The organism is Nostoc sp. JL34, assembly GCF_017114945.1.
In the GTDB taxonomy this organism is placed as follows: domain Bacteria; phylum Cyanobacteriota; class Cyanobacteriia; order Cyanobacteriales; family Nostocaceae; genus Nostoc.
Window position 1 is genome coordinate 80,831 of sequence record NZ_JABXKQ010000037.1, and the last position, 14,343, is coordinate 95,173.

Annotated in this window: 13 protein-coding genes; 8 read left to right on the plus strand and 5 right to left on the minus strand. The window is 41.8% G+C overall.

The window, feature by feature from the left end; all coding sequences use genetic code 11:
- Positions 1–41: 41 nt before the first annotated feature.
- From HWQ44_RS06425 to HWQ44_RS06435, 3 genes are all read right to left on the minus strand, one after another.
- Entirely contained in the window at positions 42–2,438 is a 2,397-nt protein-coding gene (locus HWQ44_RS06425; protein ID WP_292716429.1) for a glycoside hydrolase family 15 protein, read from the minus strand.
- Positions 2,439–2,488: 50 nt separating this feature from the next.
- A complete protein-coding gene (locus tag HWQ44_RS06430) occupies positions 2,489–3,427 on the minus strand; it encodes a cation diffusion facilitator family transporter (RefSeq protein WP_292716432.1) in 939 nt (312 codons plus the stop codon).
- Positions 3,428–3,707: 280 nt separating this feature from the next.
- On the minus strand, positions 3,708–4,520 hold the full coding sequence (locus HWQ44_RS06435) for an SDR family oxidoreductase (RefSeq protein ID WP_292716436.1): 813 nt from the start codon (positions 4,518–4,520) through the stop codon (positions 3,708–3,710).
- Between the two features lie 536 nt (positions 4,521–5,056).
- Between HWQ44_RS06435 and HWQ44_RS06440 the strand changes: the two genes are divergently transcribed.
- Together HWQ44_RS06440 and HWQ44_RS06445 are read left to right on the plus strand one after the other, a co-directional pair.
- Entirely contained in the window at positions 5,057–5,290 is a 234-nt protein-coding gene (locus HWQ44_RS06440) for a hypothetical protein (RefSeq protein WP_292716439.1), read from the plus strand.
- A 3-nt stretch (positions 5,291–5,293) separates the two neighbouring features.
- Positions 5,294–6,259, plus strand: a complete 966-nt coding sequence (locus HWQ44_RS06445; protein ID WP_292716441.1) for a VOC family protein — start codon at positions 5,294–5,296, stop codon at positions 6,257–6,259.
- 67 nt (positions 6,260–6,326) lie between these two features.
- On the opposite strand, the gene HWQ44_RS06450 is transcribed toward HWQ44_RS06445, so the two are convergent.
- A complete protein-coding gene (locus HWQ44_RS06450) occupies positions 6,327–6,869 on the minus strand; it encodes a DoxX family protein (protein ID WP_292716445.1) in 543 nt (180 codons plus the stop codon).
- A complete protein-coding gene (locus HWQ44_RS06455; RefSeq protein WP_292716448.1) occupies positions 6,866–7,765 on the minus strand; it encodes an SMP-30/gluconolactonase/LRE family protein in 900 nt (299 codons plus the stop codon). The genes HWQ44_RS06450 and HWQ44_RS06455 overlap by 4 nt, the downstream gene beginning before the upstream one ends.
- Positions 7,766–8,196: 431 nt before the next feature.
- Here HWQ44_RS06455 and HWQ44_RS06460 point away from each other — a divergent pair, with 431 nt between their 5' ends.
- From HWQ44_RS06460 to HWQ44_RS06485, 6 genes are all read left to right on the plus strand, one after another.
- Entirely contained in the window at positions 8,197–8,994 is a 798-nt protein-coding gene (locus tag HWQ44_RS06460; RefSeq protein ID WP_292716450.1) for an SDR family oxidoreductase, read from the plus strand.
- 375 nt (positions 8,995–9,369) lie between these two features.
- Positions 9,370–10,989, plus strand: coding sequence for an FAD-dependent oxidoreductase (locus tag HWQ44_RS06465; protein ID WP_292716452.1), 1,620 nt, complete (start codon positions 9,370–9,372; stop codon positions 10,987–10,989).
- 113 nt (positions 10,990–11,102) lie between these two features.
- Entirely contained in the window at positions 11,103–12,677 is a 1,575-nt protein-coding gene (locus HWQ44_RS06470; protein ID WP_292716454.1) for a GMC family oxidoreductase, read from the plus strand.
- A gap of 120 nt (positions 12,678–12,797) precedes the next feature.
- Positions 12,798–13,181: a hypothetical protein gene (locus tag HWQ44_RS06475; RefSeq protein ID WP_292716456.1), complete on the plus strand. Its 384-nt coding sequence runs from the start codon at positions 12,798–12,800 to the stop codon at positions 13,179–13,181.
- A 49-nt stretch (positions 13,182–13,230) separates the two neighbouring features.
- A complete protein-coding gene (locus HWQ44_RS06480) occupies positions 13,231–13,332 on the plus strand; it encodes a sigma factor (protein WP_292716457.1) in 102 nt (33 codons plus the stop codon).
- A 221-nt stretch (positions 13,333–13,553) separates the two neighbouring features.
- The gene (locus HWQ44_RS06485) at positions 13,554–14,327 is read left to right on the plus strand and encodes a trypsin-like peptidase domain-containing protein (RefSeq protein WP_292716460.1); all 774 of its coding nucleotides are present in this window, start codon (positions 13,554–13,556) and stop codon (positions 14,325–14,327) included.
- Positions 14,328–14,343: the final 16 nt, after the last annotated feature.

Below are 14,343 nucleotides of genomic sequence, written 5' to 3' on the forward strand. Positions count from 1 at the left end.
TTTTACTGTTATTGTTTCTGCACAGTATTCTTAATTACGAATTACGAAATTGTAACTGTGTAATTACGTCCTTCCCATTTGCTGCTTTCAATCCAGAAAAAGGTAAAGTTGATTGGTTTTTGCTGATTATTAGAAACAGAAATATCTACAAAACTAACTCCTAGTTTTGTAGAAGTAGCAGGTGTATCTTTTACTGTTTGCCAATTATCATCTGACCAGTGCAGTTGAAAAGATGCTAAAGCATGAATTCGCAATGTATAACCTTTTTTAACTTTGTCTATTTGACGGTTAAACTTCCAAATGTCCAACGATTTACACTCTTGTCTTTCGCCTAGATATCGATTCGCTACCTCTGGAATCAAATCAAATACCTGACCATCATGATTTGAGCGTAGCAGTTTGATGTACTCCGAGTGCGCCCACATCAAAGGCATTGCAGAACCTGTTGGTTTTCCTAAATACAGATGGTTTTTAGATGTATCTACTTCATCCCAAATCTGTTCGGGTAGTAAACAAGTATTTGAAGCAAACCCTTCCATCGCCTTAATATATGTTTTGACATCGCCGCCAATAGCTAATTCATAATGTCCCCGTTCTCCTGTTAAAAGAGGCCAAGCACGTCCCTTTCCGCAACTAACGTAAGGACTGCCGTCTTCTTGCTGTCCGTAGCCGTCGTGGTTGTAACGATGCCAACAAGGCCCAGCAGATGTATCAACTTTCAAAACTGCATCAATTACTTTGACGGAATCAACAATAATCGGGTCATCAGGTTTGCGAATTCCATAGCGGACTAATTGCAAAAACCCGCCATCAACAATTTCCTTCGCGGGAAATTCTGACGGTTCACCAGGTGGTTGACTGCTGATGAAAAGAGTTCCTTGGTTAGGATTTTCGTTGGGTTGAGGATTATTAATATCTGTAGGAGTAATCCGAATGTAATGACGTTTGATGCCAGCAACTAAAGTTCCTTCAGTAGTAACTGTCCAAGCTTCGATGTGAGATTCTAAAAAATCAGCGTATTCTTCGATAAACTTTGCTGTTGCTTCATCGCCACGTTCACGAACAAATTGAGCAGCACAAATTAAGGCAGCAATATTTGATGCTAATGTTGATGGTGAATAACCGCTATTTTCTTCCCAGCGTTCTTGTTGGGTAGCTGGGCCTTGACGAATTAAATAACCCGCCGCCCGCAAAATCATCGGATAAATATCAAAGTTTAAACAAGTTTTCTGCTGGTGCAATAGCCATGCTAACAGAATGGGAAATGCCACCTCATCAAGCTGGATACCTGTCCAGTAAGGTTTACCATCAACCCAGAAATTTTGAGGAAAACCGCCATCTTCCTGCTGACTAGTGGCCAGATAAATTAGCGATCGCACTGCTGTATCAGTTTTGCCAGCAGCCACTAAACCTGATACACTGCTAACCAGATCCCGCGTCCAGACAAGGTGATATCCTCCTTGATCTTCGTCGTCTTTGGCTTCACCCCAAGGGATAGCCAGAGATGCAATTAATGCGCCAGGATAGGTTTTATCTTCATGTGCCAACAACAGACTAATGCTGTTGTGATACAACTTCCCATCATCATAAGAACTATTTTCTAATGAATGGATACCCTCGCGCGATCGCTTCCACTGTTCGTTATATTGCTGTTTCTGCTTTTCAAAAGGAATATTGAGCGACTGAAAGAGTGTGGAAATTGCATTGTGCAAGTTTGTCCCAAATGCTAGTCCTAAAGTAAACTCTTTAGTGCTATCTAAATTTAGTTCTCCAGTCAGAGCCAGGTTACCATCTACAGCACTGTCAAACTCCCAATCCATCTGAAAATTATCAGCTAAATCTGTCCAACCATCACTTTCACCGACGTAGCCACAAGAAAGCCGGGTAAAGGGAATTGTTGCACCCAGCGCTAACCATGTTCCTTCTTTCTCGGCTGTGAGAATCCGATGTCCAGCAACTTGTATAGCGTAACCATTATTACCTCTACCTCCAACTTCCAGATGCGGCGCACACAAAGCGTATAGCTGGAGTTGGGAAATAAAATCGCTATCTCCTGTTAATTTTGTGTGTTGTAAGATACAGGATAAATGCGGATCGGCAATCACTTCTTTGATTACAGCATAACGCCCTTGAGGATCGGAATTAATGATGCGGTATCCTAAACCATGAGTCCACATCGGTTCAACTTTTGATTTGAGATGGCGTTTCTCTTCGTGAAAAAAGCTTTTTCCATCAGAAATTAGATACTGTAAATCCCGAACTTGGGGTTTATCTACTGTGGGATGGTAGACTTCAGTGACAATACCGTTCCAGATAGTAAACCAAATGTTACTAGAGGTAGAATAAGCTGTTCCGACTCCATCTTTATTGGCATGAGTCCATCGAGGATCGATGCCCGGTGAGCCAAAAGCCTGTCCTTGATTAAGAATTTTTACCATAATTTTTTGTGCAGAGCGGCATTCTACTTGATATTTATCTGATTAAAAATTTATTGATAATTCGGAGAAGATTTGCGAGCAGCAGTTAAGGATTTAGCTTCAATAAAAATTTGTTTTATTTCAGGATGTTTTTGGCGAATTGTTGCTTCTAAACTTTCTACAGTTAATGCTATTTCTTCACCTGTAAGATTGTGAGAAAATTGAATTTCTAAGTTGAGTAATACTTCCTGGGGAGCAAGTTGCATTGTTAACACTCGAATAACTTCTTTGACTCCTGGTTCTGTTTTTGACAAAGAACGGATGTTGGCTATAGTTTGAGGATCGGCACTTTCACCAACTAATAATCCTTTACTTTCTCTCGCTAATACCACAGCTACTATAGCTAAGATGATGCCAATAAGAATTGAGGCGATACCGTCAAAATAAACATTATTAAATAGATGTCCTAAAAATATTCCTATTAAGGCAACGAATAAACCTAAAATTGCCGCAGTATCCTCAAATAATATTGTAAATACTGTGGGGTCTTTACTGTTTTTGATTGCTTGCCAAAAATTTTGTTTACCCTTAGTCGGCAAAAACTCTTTTAAAGCTACAGTCCAAGAAAAACCCTCCAATAATATTGCCATACCTAAGACAATATAATTCCATTTTGGGTCTTCTAAAGGACTAGGTTGAATTAAATGAGTAATTCCCTCATAAATTGACATTCCGCCACCAATGGCAAAGATGAGGATGGCGACAATGAAAGTCCAGAAATAAAGTTCTTGACCGTAACCAAAGGGATGGCTATCATCTGCTGGCTTTTGGCTGCGGCGAATTCCTAGCAAAAGTACCAGTTGATCGCCAGTATCTACAACTGAATGAATCCCTTCAGATATCATGGCGGAACTGCCAGTAATGGAGGCAGCGATAAATTTAGTAATAGCGATCGCTAAGTTAGCGCCCATCGCTGCAAAAATTGTTTTATGAGATGAATCAGTTGCCATGATTATAAATATTAGCTATCTCCAAGCTTTCTAAATAGGTAAGTTTCTCACAGATTTATTTCTGCTTTTGGCAATAGCATCTCTACACTTTGTCAGAAGTCTCTTTTGAACCGATTTCTGAGGATTTAATTGCCCCCGCTTCTAACAAGTGGTAAGTATGTTAGGGTCTAAGTCCCTATTATAAAACTTAATTCCGTTAGCATGATTCCGCGGATTCATGCCCAGAAGCAAGCTACGCGCAGCATATCATAAAGGGCATCATTACGAATTACAAATTATTTTAACCATTCTCTTCAAAACCTGGATACAAGGTCATACCACCATCTACAAACAGAGTTGTCCCATAGACATAATCAGAATCATCAGAAGCCAACCAAACTGCTGCTTTAGCGATATCTTCTACATCACCAACACGTTTTGCAGGAATCAGTTTTAATAACTTTGCTTCTGCTTCTGGGGTATCCCAAGCTGATTTATTAATTGGAGTTTTGATTGCACCAGGGGCAATACTATTGACGCGAATTTTGTGGGGCGCAAGTTCTTGAGCAATACTTTGCATCATCATATTTATACCGCCCTTACTCGCGGCATAATTAACATGACCCGCCCAAGGAATTACCTGATGCACTGAACTGATACAAATAATCTTACCTGCGGCAGATGAAATATGGGGTTGTACACCTCGGCGCAAGAATTCTTTTGCAGCTTCTCTTGCACATAAGAATTGTCCTGTCAGATTCACCTCAATAACTCTATTCCATTGATCAAGGGTCATATCTACGAACGGTGAATCTTTTTGAAGACCCGCATTGTTTACTAAAATGTCAATAGTGCCGAATTGCTCAAGCGTCTGGCTGAACATCGCCTTTATTTGGTCTTCTTTGCTGACATCAGCTTGAATCGCAAATGCTTCACCATTAGCGGCTTTGATCTCATCGACAAGTTTTTGGGCTTCCTCAGCTTCAGAATGATAGTTGATAGCTACTGCTGCACCTGATAAAGCTAAATAGCGAGCTATAGCTTCACCAATACCAGAACTAGCACCTGTTACAAGTGCTTTTTGACCTTTGAGCAGGTAAGGGGAATAGCTCATAATATTTTCTGAGAATTTTTGCTATGTTATGTATTTTAATTTGCGGAGTTTGCAAACAGCTGATACTGAAAACCGATGATTGAAACCGATGATTGAGTCAAAAGTAAACCAAACTGTCGGACATTTGCCGATAATTATACCACTGTTGATACAATTAACATAATTGAGTTATGTGTTTAATTTTTTATAGTTATTCCTTGCATGATTTTAAAGGTTTACAATCAGGAGCGCTTCTAACTATTGGAGTAATAAATATCTCTATCTAAAGAGCTATAAAAATTTCAAAACAACTTGATTATTGAGTGAAATCTTTCAGGTATCAACTCAGTAGTGCGTCTTTTCTAATGAATGAGATAAATTTTCTGGGCGTTGCATTTTTTTTTGATGTAAACTTGTTTAGACAAGGTTTTGGCTATTGACAAGCGAAAAATTACTGATGACCGAAATCTGAGAGTGATCGCTTTCGACGAAGATCCCAAACCAGCAAAGAGAAATATAGGCGGTTAAATGATACTGCTGCTGGCTTTTTCAATGTTTTGGAAGTTGCAGGTGAATGCGGGTATTTAACGCTATTACCAACTCCAATTCATGATTTCAAAGCTGCTAGGGAATGGCTGGATGAAGAGATTTTTCATCACCATCTTGACCCTCAGGATATGGGCAAAATATTTGTCCAAGTAGTGGAAACGCTTGGTGCAGGAATTGTAGGGGTTTTAGTTGCGATAAATTTCTTGAAAATGTTGGGTTCGGAGGAGAAAAAGGAGCTTTGATTGATGAATACGCCTAATCGGAACAATGTACAGGTGCAAAGAATTCGAGCTATTGGATTAACAGTGACAAACTGCGATCGCTCTTTGGATTTCTATATACAAGCACTTTTATTTGAACTAGTTTCTGATATCACTGTTGAAGGACAGAATTACAGCGATTTGGAAGATGTGATTGGAGCAAAAATTCGCATTGTTACCTTGCGACTAGGTGATGAACTCATCGAGTTGATGGAGTATCTCAACGTTGAGGGTAAACCAATTCCCAGGGATTCACAAAGTAATGACCTGTGGTTTCAACATCTGGCGATTGTGGTAAGTGATATGGATCGCGCCTATACTCACTTGAGTTCATTTCCTATTGAACCAATTTCAGTTTCTCCCCAGACAATACCTCCTGAGAATGAAGCATCTGGTGGTGTCCGCGCCTTTAAATTTAAAGACCCTGATGGTCATGATTTAGAGTTAATTTGGTTTCCTCCTGATAAAGGACAAGATAAATGGCATCAAAACAGTCATCGCTTGTTTTTAGGAATCGATCATAGTGCGATCGCTATTTCCAATACCGAGCAGAGTCTACACTTTTACCGCGACCTCCTGGGAATGCAAATTGATAGCCGTAGTCTTAACTGGGGTGTAAGCCAATCTCGCTTGGATAATTTACCAGGAGCCAAAGTCAAAATTACAGGACTACGACCTATTCAAAATGGTGTGGGAATTGAACTGCTGGACTATATTTTGCCTGGAAAAGGTCGGACAATGCCGAGTGACTGGAAAAGTTGCGATATTGCACACATGCAAATTGAGCTTGTTGTCAACGATATTGAGCAGTTAGTGGATAACCTGCGGCAAAATGGGGTTCAGTTTGTATCATCCCAGATTGTGCAGTTTACTGATAATTCATTTCCTTACAGGCAGGGTTGTCTGATTAAAGACCCTGACAAACATTCTATTTTGCTAATAGTGGAATGATCAGAAGCTAACAGTACCACCCTTCCTGAGAAGGGCTAGTAATAAAGTATACATTTCAATAAGTGATTCAACTTCCAAAAATTAAAGCATCCAGCGAATAAGCACCAGGGCCTAAAACTGCGATCGCAATTAGCATGACGCAATACATAAAAGCCTTTTCCCAACTTGGCGGTTCACCTTGTCCTAAAGCACCCTGATACTGTTCTTCAGGAATTAAGTATGGATCTTGGGCTACAAAAGGCTTACTTCCAGAGATGTGTAAATATATCGCAAAAATCATTGAGCAGAGAATGGGCAAAGTTGCTAAAAGTGTGAGGAATCCAATAATCAGAAAAATTCCGCCACCTAACATCGATGCAGCTGATAAAAAGCAAAGAAAGACAGGCGTTTGTAGAGACTCAGCCCACTGGCGAAGATGGGTTATCTTGGGATAGCCATGTAATATAAACAACCAGCCAAGGCTAACTCTTAGTAGTAAAAGCGCCAATCCGGGAAATCCCTCAGGATACACAGGAGAGAGGGAACTTAACAAGTGGGGACTTAGCTGTGGGAAATTAAATGCAGCTAGGAAAAAAGCGATCGCTACACCCAACCCAAATTGATAAATCATAGTTGTACACCACGGGTATTAAAGTCGATAACATATAAGGAATGACCGGCTGTGATAAATAGGCGATCGCCTTCCTTACCACCGAAAGTTAGGTTAGCAGATGTCTCCGGTACAAAAATTTTTCCCAGCCGAGTCCCGTCAGGGGCGTATATCTGCACACTGTCTTGAGAACTAGTAAAAACATTGCCATGTTCGTCAACCCGGAGTCCATCCGGTTGTCCTGGCTCAATGATTGCGAACACACGCCCATTTTTTAGATTGCGATCAACCTCGTACACCCGAATATGATGAGGCCCCCCAGGAATATTAAACGCAGCTGTATCTGAAACATACAGCAGGCTTTCATCTGGACTGAAAGCCAGCCCATTAGGGCGGATCATGTCTGTTACTACAGGATAAATCTCACCAGTTGCCGGGTCAAAGCGATACACGTAACTTCCGGGTTGTTCTTGTTCGCCGCCGTAACCTTGGTTTGGCTCAGTGATCCCATAGGGCGGATCGGTGAACCAAATTGTGTTGTCACTTTTGACTACCAAATCATTTGGACTGTTCAGGCGTTTGTTCTGGTAGCGATCGACTAAAACTTGCCATTCATTATCATGTTCGCGTCGGATAATAGCACGCAGACCGGATGAACACGCAACTAGACGACCTTCTAAATCGCGGTAATTACCACTTTGATAATCAGATGGCGATCGCAGGACGCTGACACCATCGGTAGAACTCCAGCGTAACAGGCGGTTGCCGTGAGCGTCGCTCCAGACAACGCTATCATCTTCGTGGAAGTAAACAGGCCCCTCGCTATGAACGGCACCGTTAGCTAGCTCCTGGAGTGAAGCACCGGGGCGTAAAATAGCAAGGAGGCGATCGTCATAAATCTCAATGGCTTCAGCCATAAGAATCTCCTGTTATTTAACTTGGTTACTGGCGATCAATGGCAGGTTCAAGTTAATACCTATTTAATTTTTATAAATATTAAATATGCCTAATTTACATCATATATAAACATAGATGAAATTAAAATGAAATATTAGCTTTTATTTCGGTATAAATGAAAATTAAGCCATTAGATAGAGTCTATAATTTGAGATTGCGTGTTAGGAAAGATTACTCATAGCACTTCTAATTGGTGGTTCGATAATTTCCATAATTCCCACAAGATTGCTATATATCCAAAGGCTGAACTTATCATTTTAGAGATATACCATTGATGAGTTGAAAAAATCACAGTTTGTGACATAAAGTAAAACTTGTATGCAAAAACTATCTGAATATTTCTCAATTAATCAGCTTGGCATGAATTGTTCATAATTAAGAGAAATAGCGTATGGATCTTGGTATTAAAGGTAAAGTCGCTGTAATTACTGGAGGTGATTCCGGCATTGGTAAAGCGACAGCGAAACTACTCGCTCAGGAAGGTGTAAAGGTTACTATTCTTGATAAGACTTCCGAAAATCTTGAACTCGCGGCTGAGGAATTAAGAAAGTCTGGAGAAATATTTACGGTTCAGGCAGACCTCACTAAACCTGAAGAAATCGAAGCTGCCAAAGAGCAAATTTTGAAGCGTTTCGGAACTGTTGACATTCTTGTTCATGCGGCAGGAATTACAGGTGCTACGGGAGATTTCCTCGAACTGAGTGATGAGGAGTGGTACAAGACAATTGAGGTTGACTTGATGGCGACGGTACGCACCTGTCGCGCTTTTATTGGGGCGATGCGTAAAAGTGGTTGGGGCAGAGTTATTCTCATCAGTTCGGAAGATGCACTACAGCCCTACCCAGAAGAGATACCTTACTGCGCTTGCAAAGCAGCGGTACTGAATCTTGCTAAAAATTTATCTAAAGCTTATGCAAAAGATGGCGTATTAGTAAATGCAGTTTCTCCTGCCTATATCGCCACCCCAATGACTGACGCAATGATGGAAAAGCGCTCAAAAGAACTGGGTGTCAGTTTTAATGAGGCAATTGACAGTTTCCTTGATGAACAGCGCCCTCACCTCGAACTCAAACGACGTGGCAAACCCGAAGAAGTAGCGGCTGTAATTGCATTCCTTTGTTCTGAGCAATCAAGCTTTGTGGTTGGTTCCAACTATCGGGTAGATGGTGGCTCGGTTGCGAGTTTGTAAGCAAAGCAAGTTTAAAGGAAACTAGTAGTCCATTAATGGATGAATAAGTTTGTAGTCAGGACTTTAGTCCTTAGCTTATAGAAGTACTACGTAACGTCAGGCAGGTTAATTTTTACAACTTGGATGCATCAAAGTTGCAGATCAATCCATCAAAATACAGCGAAAGAGAGAAAGGTTTTCCCAGATGATTAAATTGGTGTTCTAGCCTCAAATCCAGTATGCAAGTTCTTTGTTGTTATATCAATTCTTAATTCATAATGAAGGAGTGTAAAACCTTGCATCCATACTCAGATTGCATCTGCTTTTCTGGGTTGGAATCTATTGCTAGATTTGAAAGAATTGGTATAACTCTTATTCTTAACTTAAGAGTTGATTATGAAACAGATAGAAGCAATTGTTGCCAATGTCAACGATCTAAATGATGGTGAAATGCGACAGGTATCTGTCAGCGAGATAAAAATTTTACTGAGTCGAATAGATGGAAAGTTTTACGCCGTCAGCGCACACTGCACTCATGATGGCGCACCACTGGCAGATGGGGTACTAAGTGGGGATCATGTTGTTTGCCCCTGGCATAGTGCCTGTTTTAACGTGACGACTGGCGATCAACAAGAGCCACCTGGCTTGGATTCTTTAGCTGGTTATGAGGTACGAATTGAAGGTGAAAACGTCATTGTCAGCGTACCAGAGCAAACTACAGGATTGCGTAGCTTGCCGCCGCAGGTATCGCCTGCAATGGCGCAATTCAACCCCAGCGTTGATGGACGCACATTTGTGATTTTAGGCGCAGGTGCAGCCGGGATTCATGCCGCAGAAGCGTTGCGAGTAACTGGATATCAAGGGCGAATCGTCATGATTACTCAGGAAGATCAGCTACCCTACGAGCGCACCAAGCTGAGTAAAGACTACTTCACTGGTAAAATATCTTCCGAGGAAATGCCCCTGCGATCGCCCGATTTTTTCCAAGAACACGCCATTGAAGTGTTGTTGAATCACCAAGTTGAACAGGTGCAAACAACAAATAAAGCGATCGCCTTTACTAATGGAGATTCGTTAACTTATGATGCCTTGCTGGTAGCAACAGGAGGAAAACCACGCCTGTTAGATATTCCTGGCGCAGACTTGCAAAACATTTTCACATTACGCACTTTTGCTGATGCTGATCGCATTTTGACAGCCATCAAGCAAAAAGGACAAGCGGTAGTCATTGGCTCCAGTTTTATCGGCATGGAAACGGCAGCCGGGCTGAGTCAGCACGGCTTACAAGTAACTGTGATCTCGCCGGATTCTGTACCTTTTAAGAAAATTCTTGGCGAGGAAATCGGTAAAATCTTTCAGCAAGTTCACGAGGAAAAGGGCGTTTCCTTTAAGTTTGGTAGAAAAGCGGTTGAATTTGCTGGTAACGGCAAGGTAGAAGCTGTAGTTTTAGATAATGGCGATCGCTTGCAAGCAGATATCGTAATCATCGGCGTTGGTGTAGAACCTGCAACAGATTTTCTTCAAGGTGTCGAATTGCATCCCAAAGATCGCAGTGTTGTTGTTGATGAATACTTACGTGCAGGTGATGGAATCTACGCCGCAGGTGATATAGCCCGTTATCCCGATTGGCGTACAAGCGAATCGATTCGCGTTGAACATTGGCGAGTCGCAGCACAGCAAGGGCGAATTGCAGCTCATAACATGGCAGGTAAAGCTGTTAAATTTAGAGGAATTCCCTTTTTCTGGACGATGCAATTCAAATTTTCGTTGCGCTATATTGGACACGCCCAAAGTTGGGATGAAATGATTGTAGATGGGGATTTGCAAAAACAGCAATTCGTTGCTTTTTACATCAAAAACAATCAAGTCTTGGCAGTTGCAACCAGTAATCGGGATACAGAAGCAGCAGCTATCTCGGAATTAATGCGCTTGAACCAGATGCCAACTGTTGAAGAATTACGGCACGGTGCGGTTGATTTGATTCATAAACAGCCTCAAATTAGTAGCAAGCGCTAGCAGAGTTTGTATTGAGCGTTTAAGCGCTCAATACAGCACTTTAGTACTGACTAGGAACCAGTTAAACTAATTAGGTTCAAGATAAAAATAATTTGCAACCTCCTGCATAATATATGATGAACATCACAGAACACTACGACATCATCATTATCGGTACGGGAGCAGGTGGAGGTACATTGGCTCACCGCCTCGCACCTACAGGTAAAAAAATTCTAGTGCTGGAACGAGGCGACTTTTTGCCGAGAGAGAAAGCTAACTGGAATCCGCAGGAAGTCTATCAAAAACATCGCTACCATACTGATGAGCAATGGTATAACAAGGAAGGCAAGGCATTTAAGCCCCAGACCGGTTACTGGGTTGGTGGCAATACTAAACTCTACGGTGCAGCCTTAATTCGATTGCGGGAACGGGATTTTGAAAGGGTAATTCATAAAGGAGGAATTTCTCCAGAATGGCCGCTCAAGTACTCAGACTTTGAGCCATACTACACGCAAGCAGAAAAGCTGTATGACGTGCATGGACAAGAAGGAGAAGACCCCACCGAACCACCTCGCAGTGAACCATATCCCTATCCGCCAGTCAGTCATGAGCCAGATATGCAGTCCCTTGCTGATGGCATCCGCGAACTAGGTTATTATCCATTTCACCTACCACTAGGATTAAAGCTTAATGAAAGCGATCGCACCAAGAGTCCCTGTATTCGCTGCGATACTTTTGACGGATATCCCTGTCTTGTAAATGCAAAAGCCGATGCTGATATTAATGCCATTCGTCCTAGCCGCGAAATGTATACCAATTTCACCCTTTTAACTAATGCCAAAGTCTTGCGGCTGCATACCAGTGAGTCGGGGCGAGAAGTGACGAAGGTAGAAACTGAAATTGCCGGGGAAAAACATTGGTTTGCAGGCGATATTGTGGTTGTTGCCTGTGGTGCTGTCAACTCAGCCGCTTTGCTGTTACGCTCTGCTAATGACAAACATCCCAACGGATTAGCAAACAGTTCCGATCAGGTGGGGCGGAATTTCATGAAGCAACTGGAAACGGCTATAGTTTCCATACATTTAGAGGTGAATCACGCCAACTTTCAAAAAACGATCGCTATTAACGATTTTTACTGGGGAGAGCCAGATTTTCCTTACCCGATGGGTATGGTGCAGAATACGGGCAATGTGCTAGCAGATATGATTCCCGCAGAAGCACCCCCACTGATGGCACCATTTGTCAAGCTGATTCCTAATTATGAGCGCCATTTGCTGGCCGAGCGATCGGTTGGTTGGTGGTTGCAAACAGAAGATTTACCAGATCCGAATAATCGGGTTCGGGTGGTGGGTGACAAGATTCACGTTGACTATACATTGAATAATACCGAAGCAAGCGATCGCTTAATCCATCGCTGGACATCTATACTCAAGTCAATCTCTCACTGCGCTAAAAACGTCCTACCATTTAGCCTTTATCCGCGGACTCAGCTACCAGAACAAGCAGTTGCTCATCAATGTGGTAGTTGTCGATTTGGCACAGACCCCAAAACCTCAGTCCTTGACATCAATTGCCGTACCCATGATATCGATAATCTCTATGTGGTAGATAGTAGTTTCTTTCCCTCGAATTCCGGTGCTAACCCGACATTAACAATTATGGCCAATGCGTTGCGCGTTGGCGACCTACTTGCAGCGGCGCTTCACTGAACGATTGAAATAAAATTGTCTACAGAGATGTAGCAGTGCTACGTCTCTAGAATGGTTTTAAATAACGCATATTTAATTTCTAGAGATGTCTGTTAGTAAAATCAAAAAGGACGAAAGATTATGACGAATGATGAACGGCAAATTACACCGCAACAACAACCACAGATTCCATCTCAACCAGATGATTTAGAAGCGACAGATTCACCTCATCCCCTGGCTACAAGTCTAGGTGCTGTGGGAGGTGGCGTTGTAGGAGCCGCACTGGGTCGCTCCATTGGTGGTAAGGTGGGTGCTGCAATTGGTGTAGTTGCAGGGGCAATTACTGGTGGCGTTGCAGCCCAGAAGTTGGCAGGTTCCGCTGGAGAATTCATTGAAGAACTCCAGCCAACAATTACATTGGGATTAGGAGCGAATCACAAATCAATTGAACTACCCGATCACTATTCTTGGGAAGAATTACAAGCATTATCAAAACCACAGGGTGGAGAAATTCAACTCAGCTAAACCCAAGATTTAAGTTATTGCAAACGATTCAGCAATCAGAGAAAGCTATATGAGTTCTCTGGATAATTTTAACCACCATCATCCCCTGCTGTTCTCAATCGCCTACCGAATGCTGAGTACCGTAACCAATGCCGATGATATGGTGCAATAAACCTTTCTGCACTGGCAACAAACAACGAGCAAAACAGTTCGTTCAGCAAAGACTTATTTGGCAACAATCATTACTCGGCTCTGCATTGACCATTAAGGATGTGTTGTAAAAATAGTTATGTAGCAAAATATGTTAAGGACATCTAACTTTAAACATTCCATTAGTACTAGAATTATTTTTTATTTTTTTAATAGTACTAACTTCACTCGAAGACTAAAAATATGGTCAATCTAGAAGCTGAAGATCGCAAACAATTAATAACTCTCCTAAAAGATTTACCAGAACTGGCTACAGAGCGATCGCGTCAGCAAATTTTGGAGCTAGCAGGTCTGAAACAGTTAATACCCATGATCAATCTTTCGGGTGCTTCATTTGTGGCAGTTAGTGAGATCGTTAGCTATCTATCTAATTACGGGCGTTTAACTTATGACGATGAGGCACTGGGGCAGTTATTGAATACTTTGAAAAGTCTTACGGGAATGCAGCAGCAAGAGTTTTTGGATATGCTGCTGACAAAGTATGACATGATGACCCCGATCGCAAGATTACCTGCTATCAATGAGTGGCGAGGGGGAAAAACGACTTCAGATGTATTAGAGAAAATAATTGGTGAGAATACTCTACGCCCAATCTCATTTTTACAGCAGGGACTTCAGGTAGCGCGGTCAGTTGCCTATATTGGGGTAAGAACTAGCCAAGAACGCTGGTCAGGAACCGGATTTCTTGTGGCTCAAGATTTATTGTTGACCAATAATCATGTTCTGCCTAGCTCAAATCTACTGGCAGATACAATTTTTCGTTTTAACTACGAAGAGAATTTTCAGGGAGAAGCTCAACAAACTGATGAGTATCGCCCTAAATCCAATGGAGCTTTTCATACTAACCAAGCTCTTGATTACACTTTAGTTCAACTTGGAGGAGAACCTGGAAAAAAATGGGGTTGGTTGCCACTTACATATAGAACCCATTTGACATCTTTTACTGTGTTGAAGTAAAGTGAGCGCAAAAGTT

What these genes read in the sequence shown, in the direction of transcription:
- HWQ44_RS06425 (WP_292716429.1), bottom strand. Translation starts at nt 2,438, where the DNA reads ATGGTAAAAATTCTTAATCAAGGACAGGCTTTTGGCTCACCGGGCATC.
- HWQ44_RS06430 (WP_292716432.1), bottom strand. Translation starts at nt 3,427, where the DNA reads ATGGCAACTGATTCATCTCATAAAACAATTTTTGCAGCGATGGGCGCT.
- HWQ44_RS06435 (WP_292716436.1), bottom strand. Translation starts at nt 4,520, where the DNA reads ATGAGCTATTCCCCTTACCTGCTCAAAGGTCAAAAAGCACTTGTAACA.
- HWQ44_RS06445 (WP_292716441.1), top strand. Translation starts at nt 5,294, where the DNA reads ATGAATACGCCTAATCGGAACAATGTACAGGTGCAAAGAATTCGAGCT.
- HWQ44_RS06450 (WP_292716445.1), bottom strand. Translation starts at nt 6,869, where the DNA reads ATGATTTATCAATTTGGGTTGGGTGTAGCGATCGCTTTTTTCCTAGCT.
- HWQ44_RS06455 (WP_292716448.1), bottom strand. Translation starts at nt 7,765, where the DNA reads ATGGCTGAAGCCATTGAGATTTATGACGATCGCCTCCTTGCTATTTTA.
- HWQ44_RS06460 (WP_292716450.1), top strand. Translation starts at nt 8,197, where the DNA reads ATGGATCTTGGTATTAAAGGTAAAGTCGCTGTAATTACTGGAGGTGAT.
- HWQ44_RS06465 (WP_292716452.1), top strand. Translation starts at nt 9,370, where the DNA reads ATGAAACAGATAGAAGCAATTGTTGCCAATGTCAACGATCTAAATGAT.
- HWQ44_RS06470 (WP_292716454.1), top strand. Translation starts at nt 11,103, where the DNA reads ATGATGAACATCACAGAACACTACGACATCATCATTATCGGTACGGGA.
- HWQ44_RS06475 (WP_292716456.1), top strand. Translation starts at nt 12,798, where the DNA reads ATGACGAATGATGAACGGCAAATTACACCGCAACAACAACCACAGATT.
- HWQ44_RS06480 (WP_292716457.1), top strand. Translation starts at nt 13,231, where the DNA reads ATGAGTTCTCTGGATAATTTTAACCACCATCATCCCCTGCTGTTCTCA.
- HWQ44_RS06485 (WP_292716460.1), top strand. Translation starts at nt 13,554, where the DNA reads ATGGTCAATCTAGAAGCTGAAGATCGCAAACAATTAATAACTCTCCTA.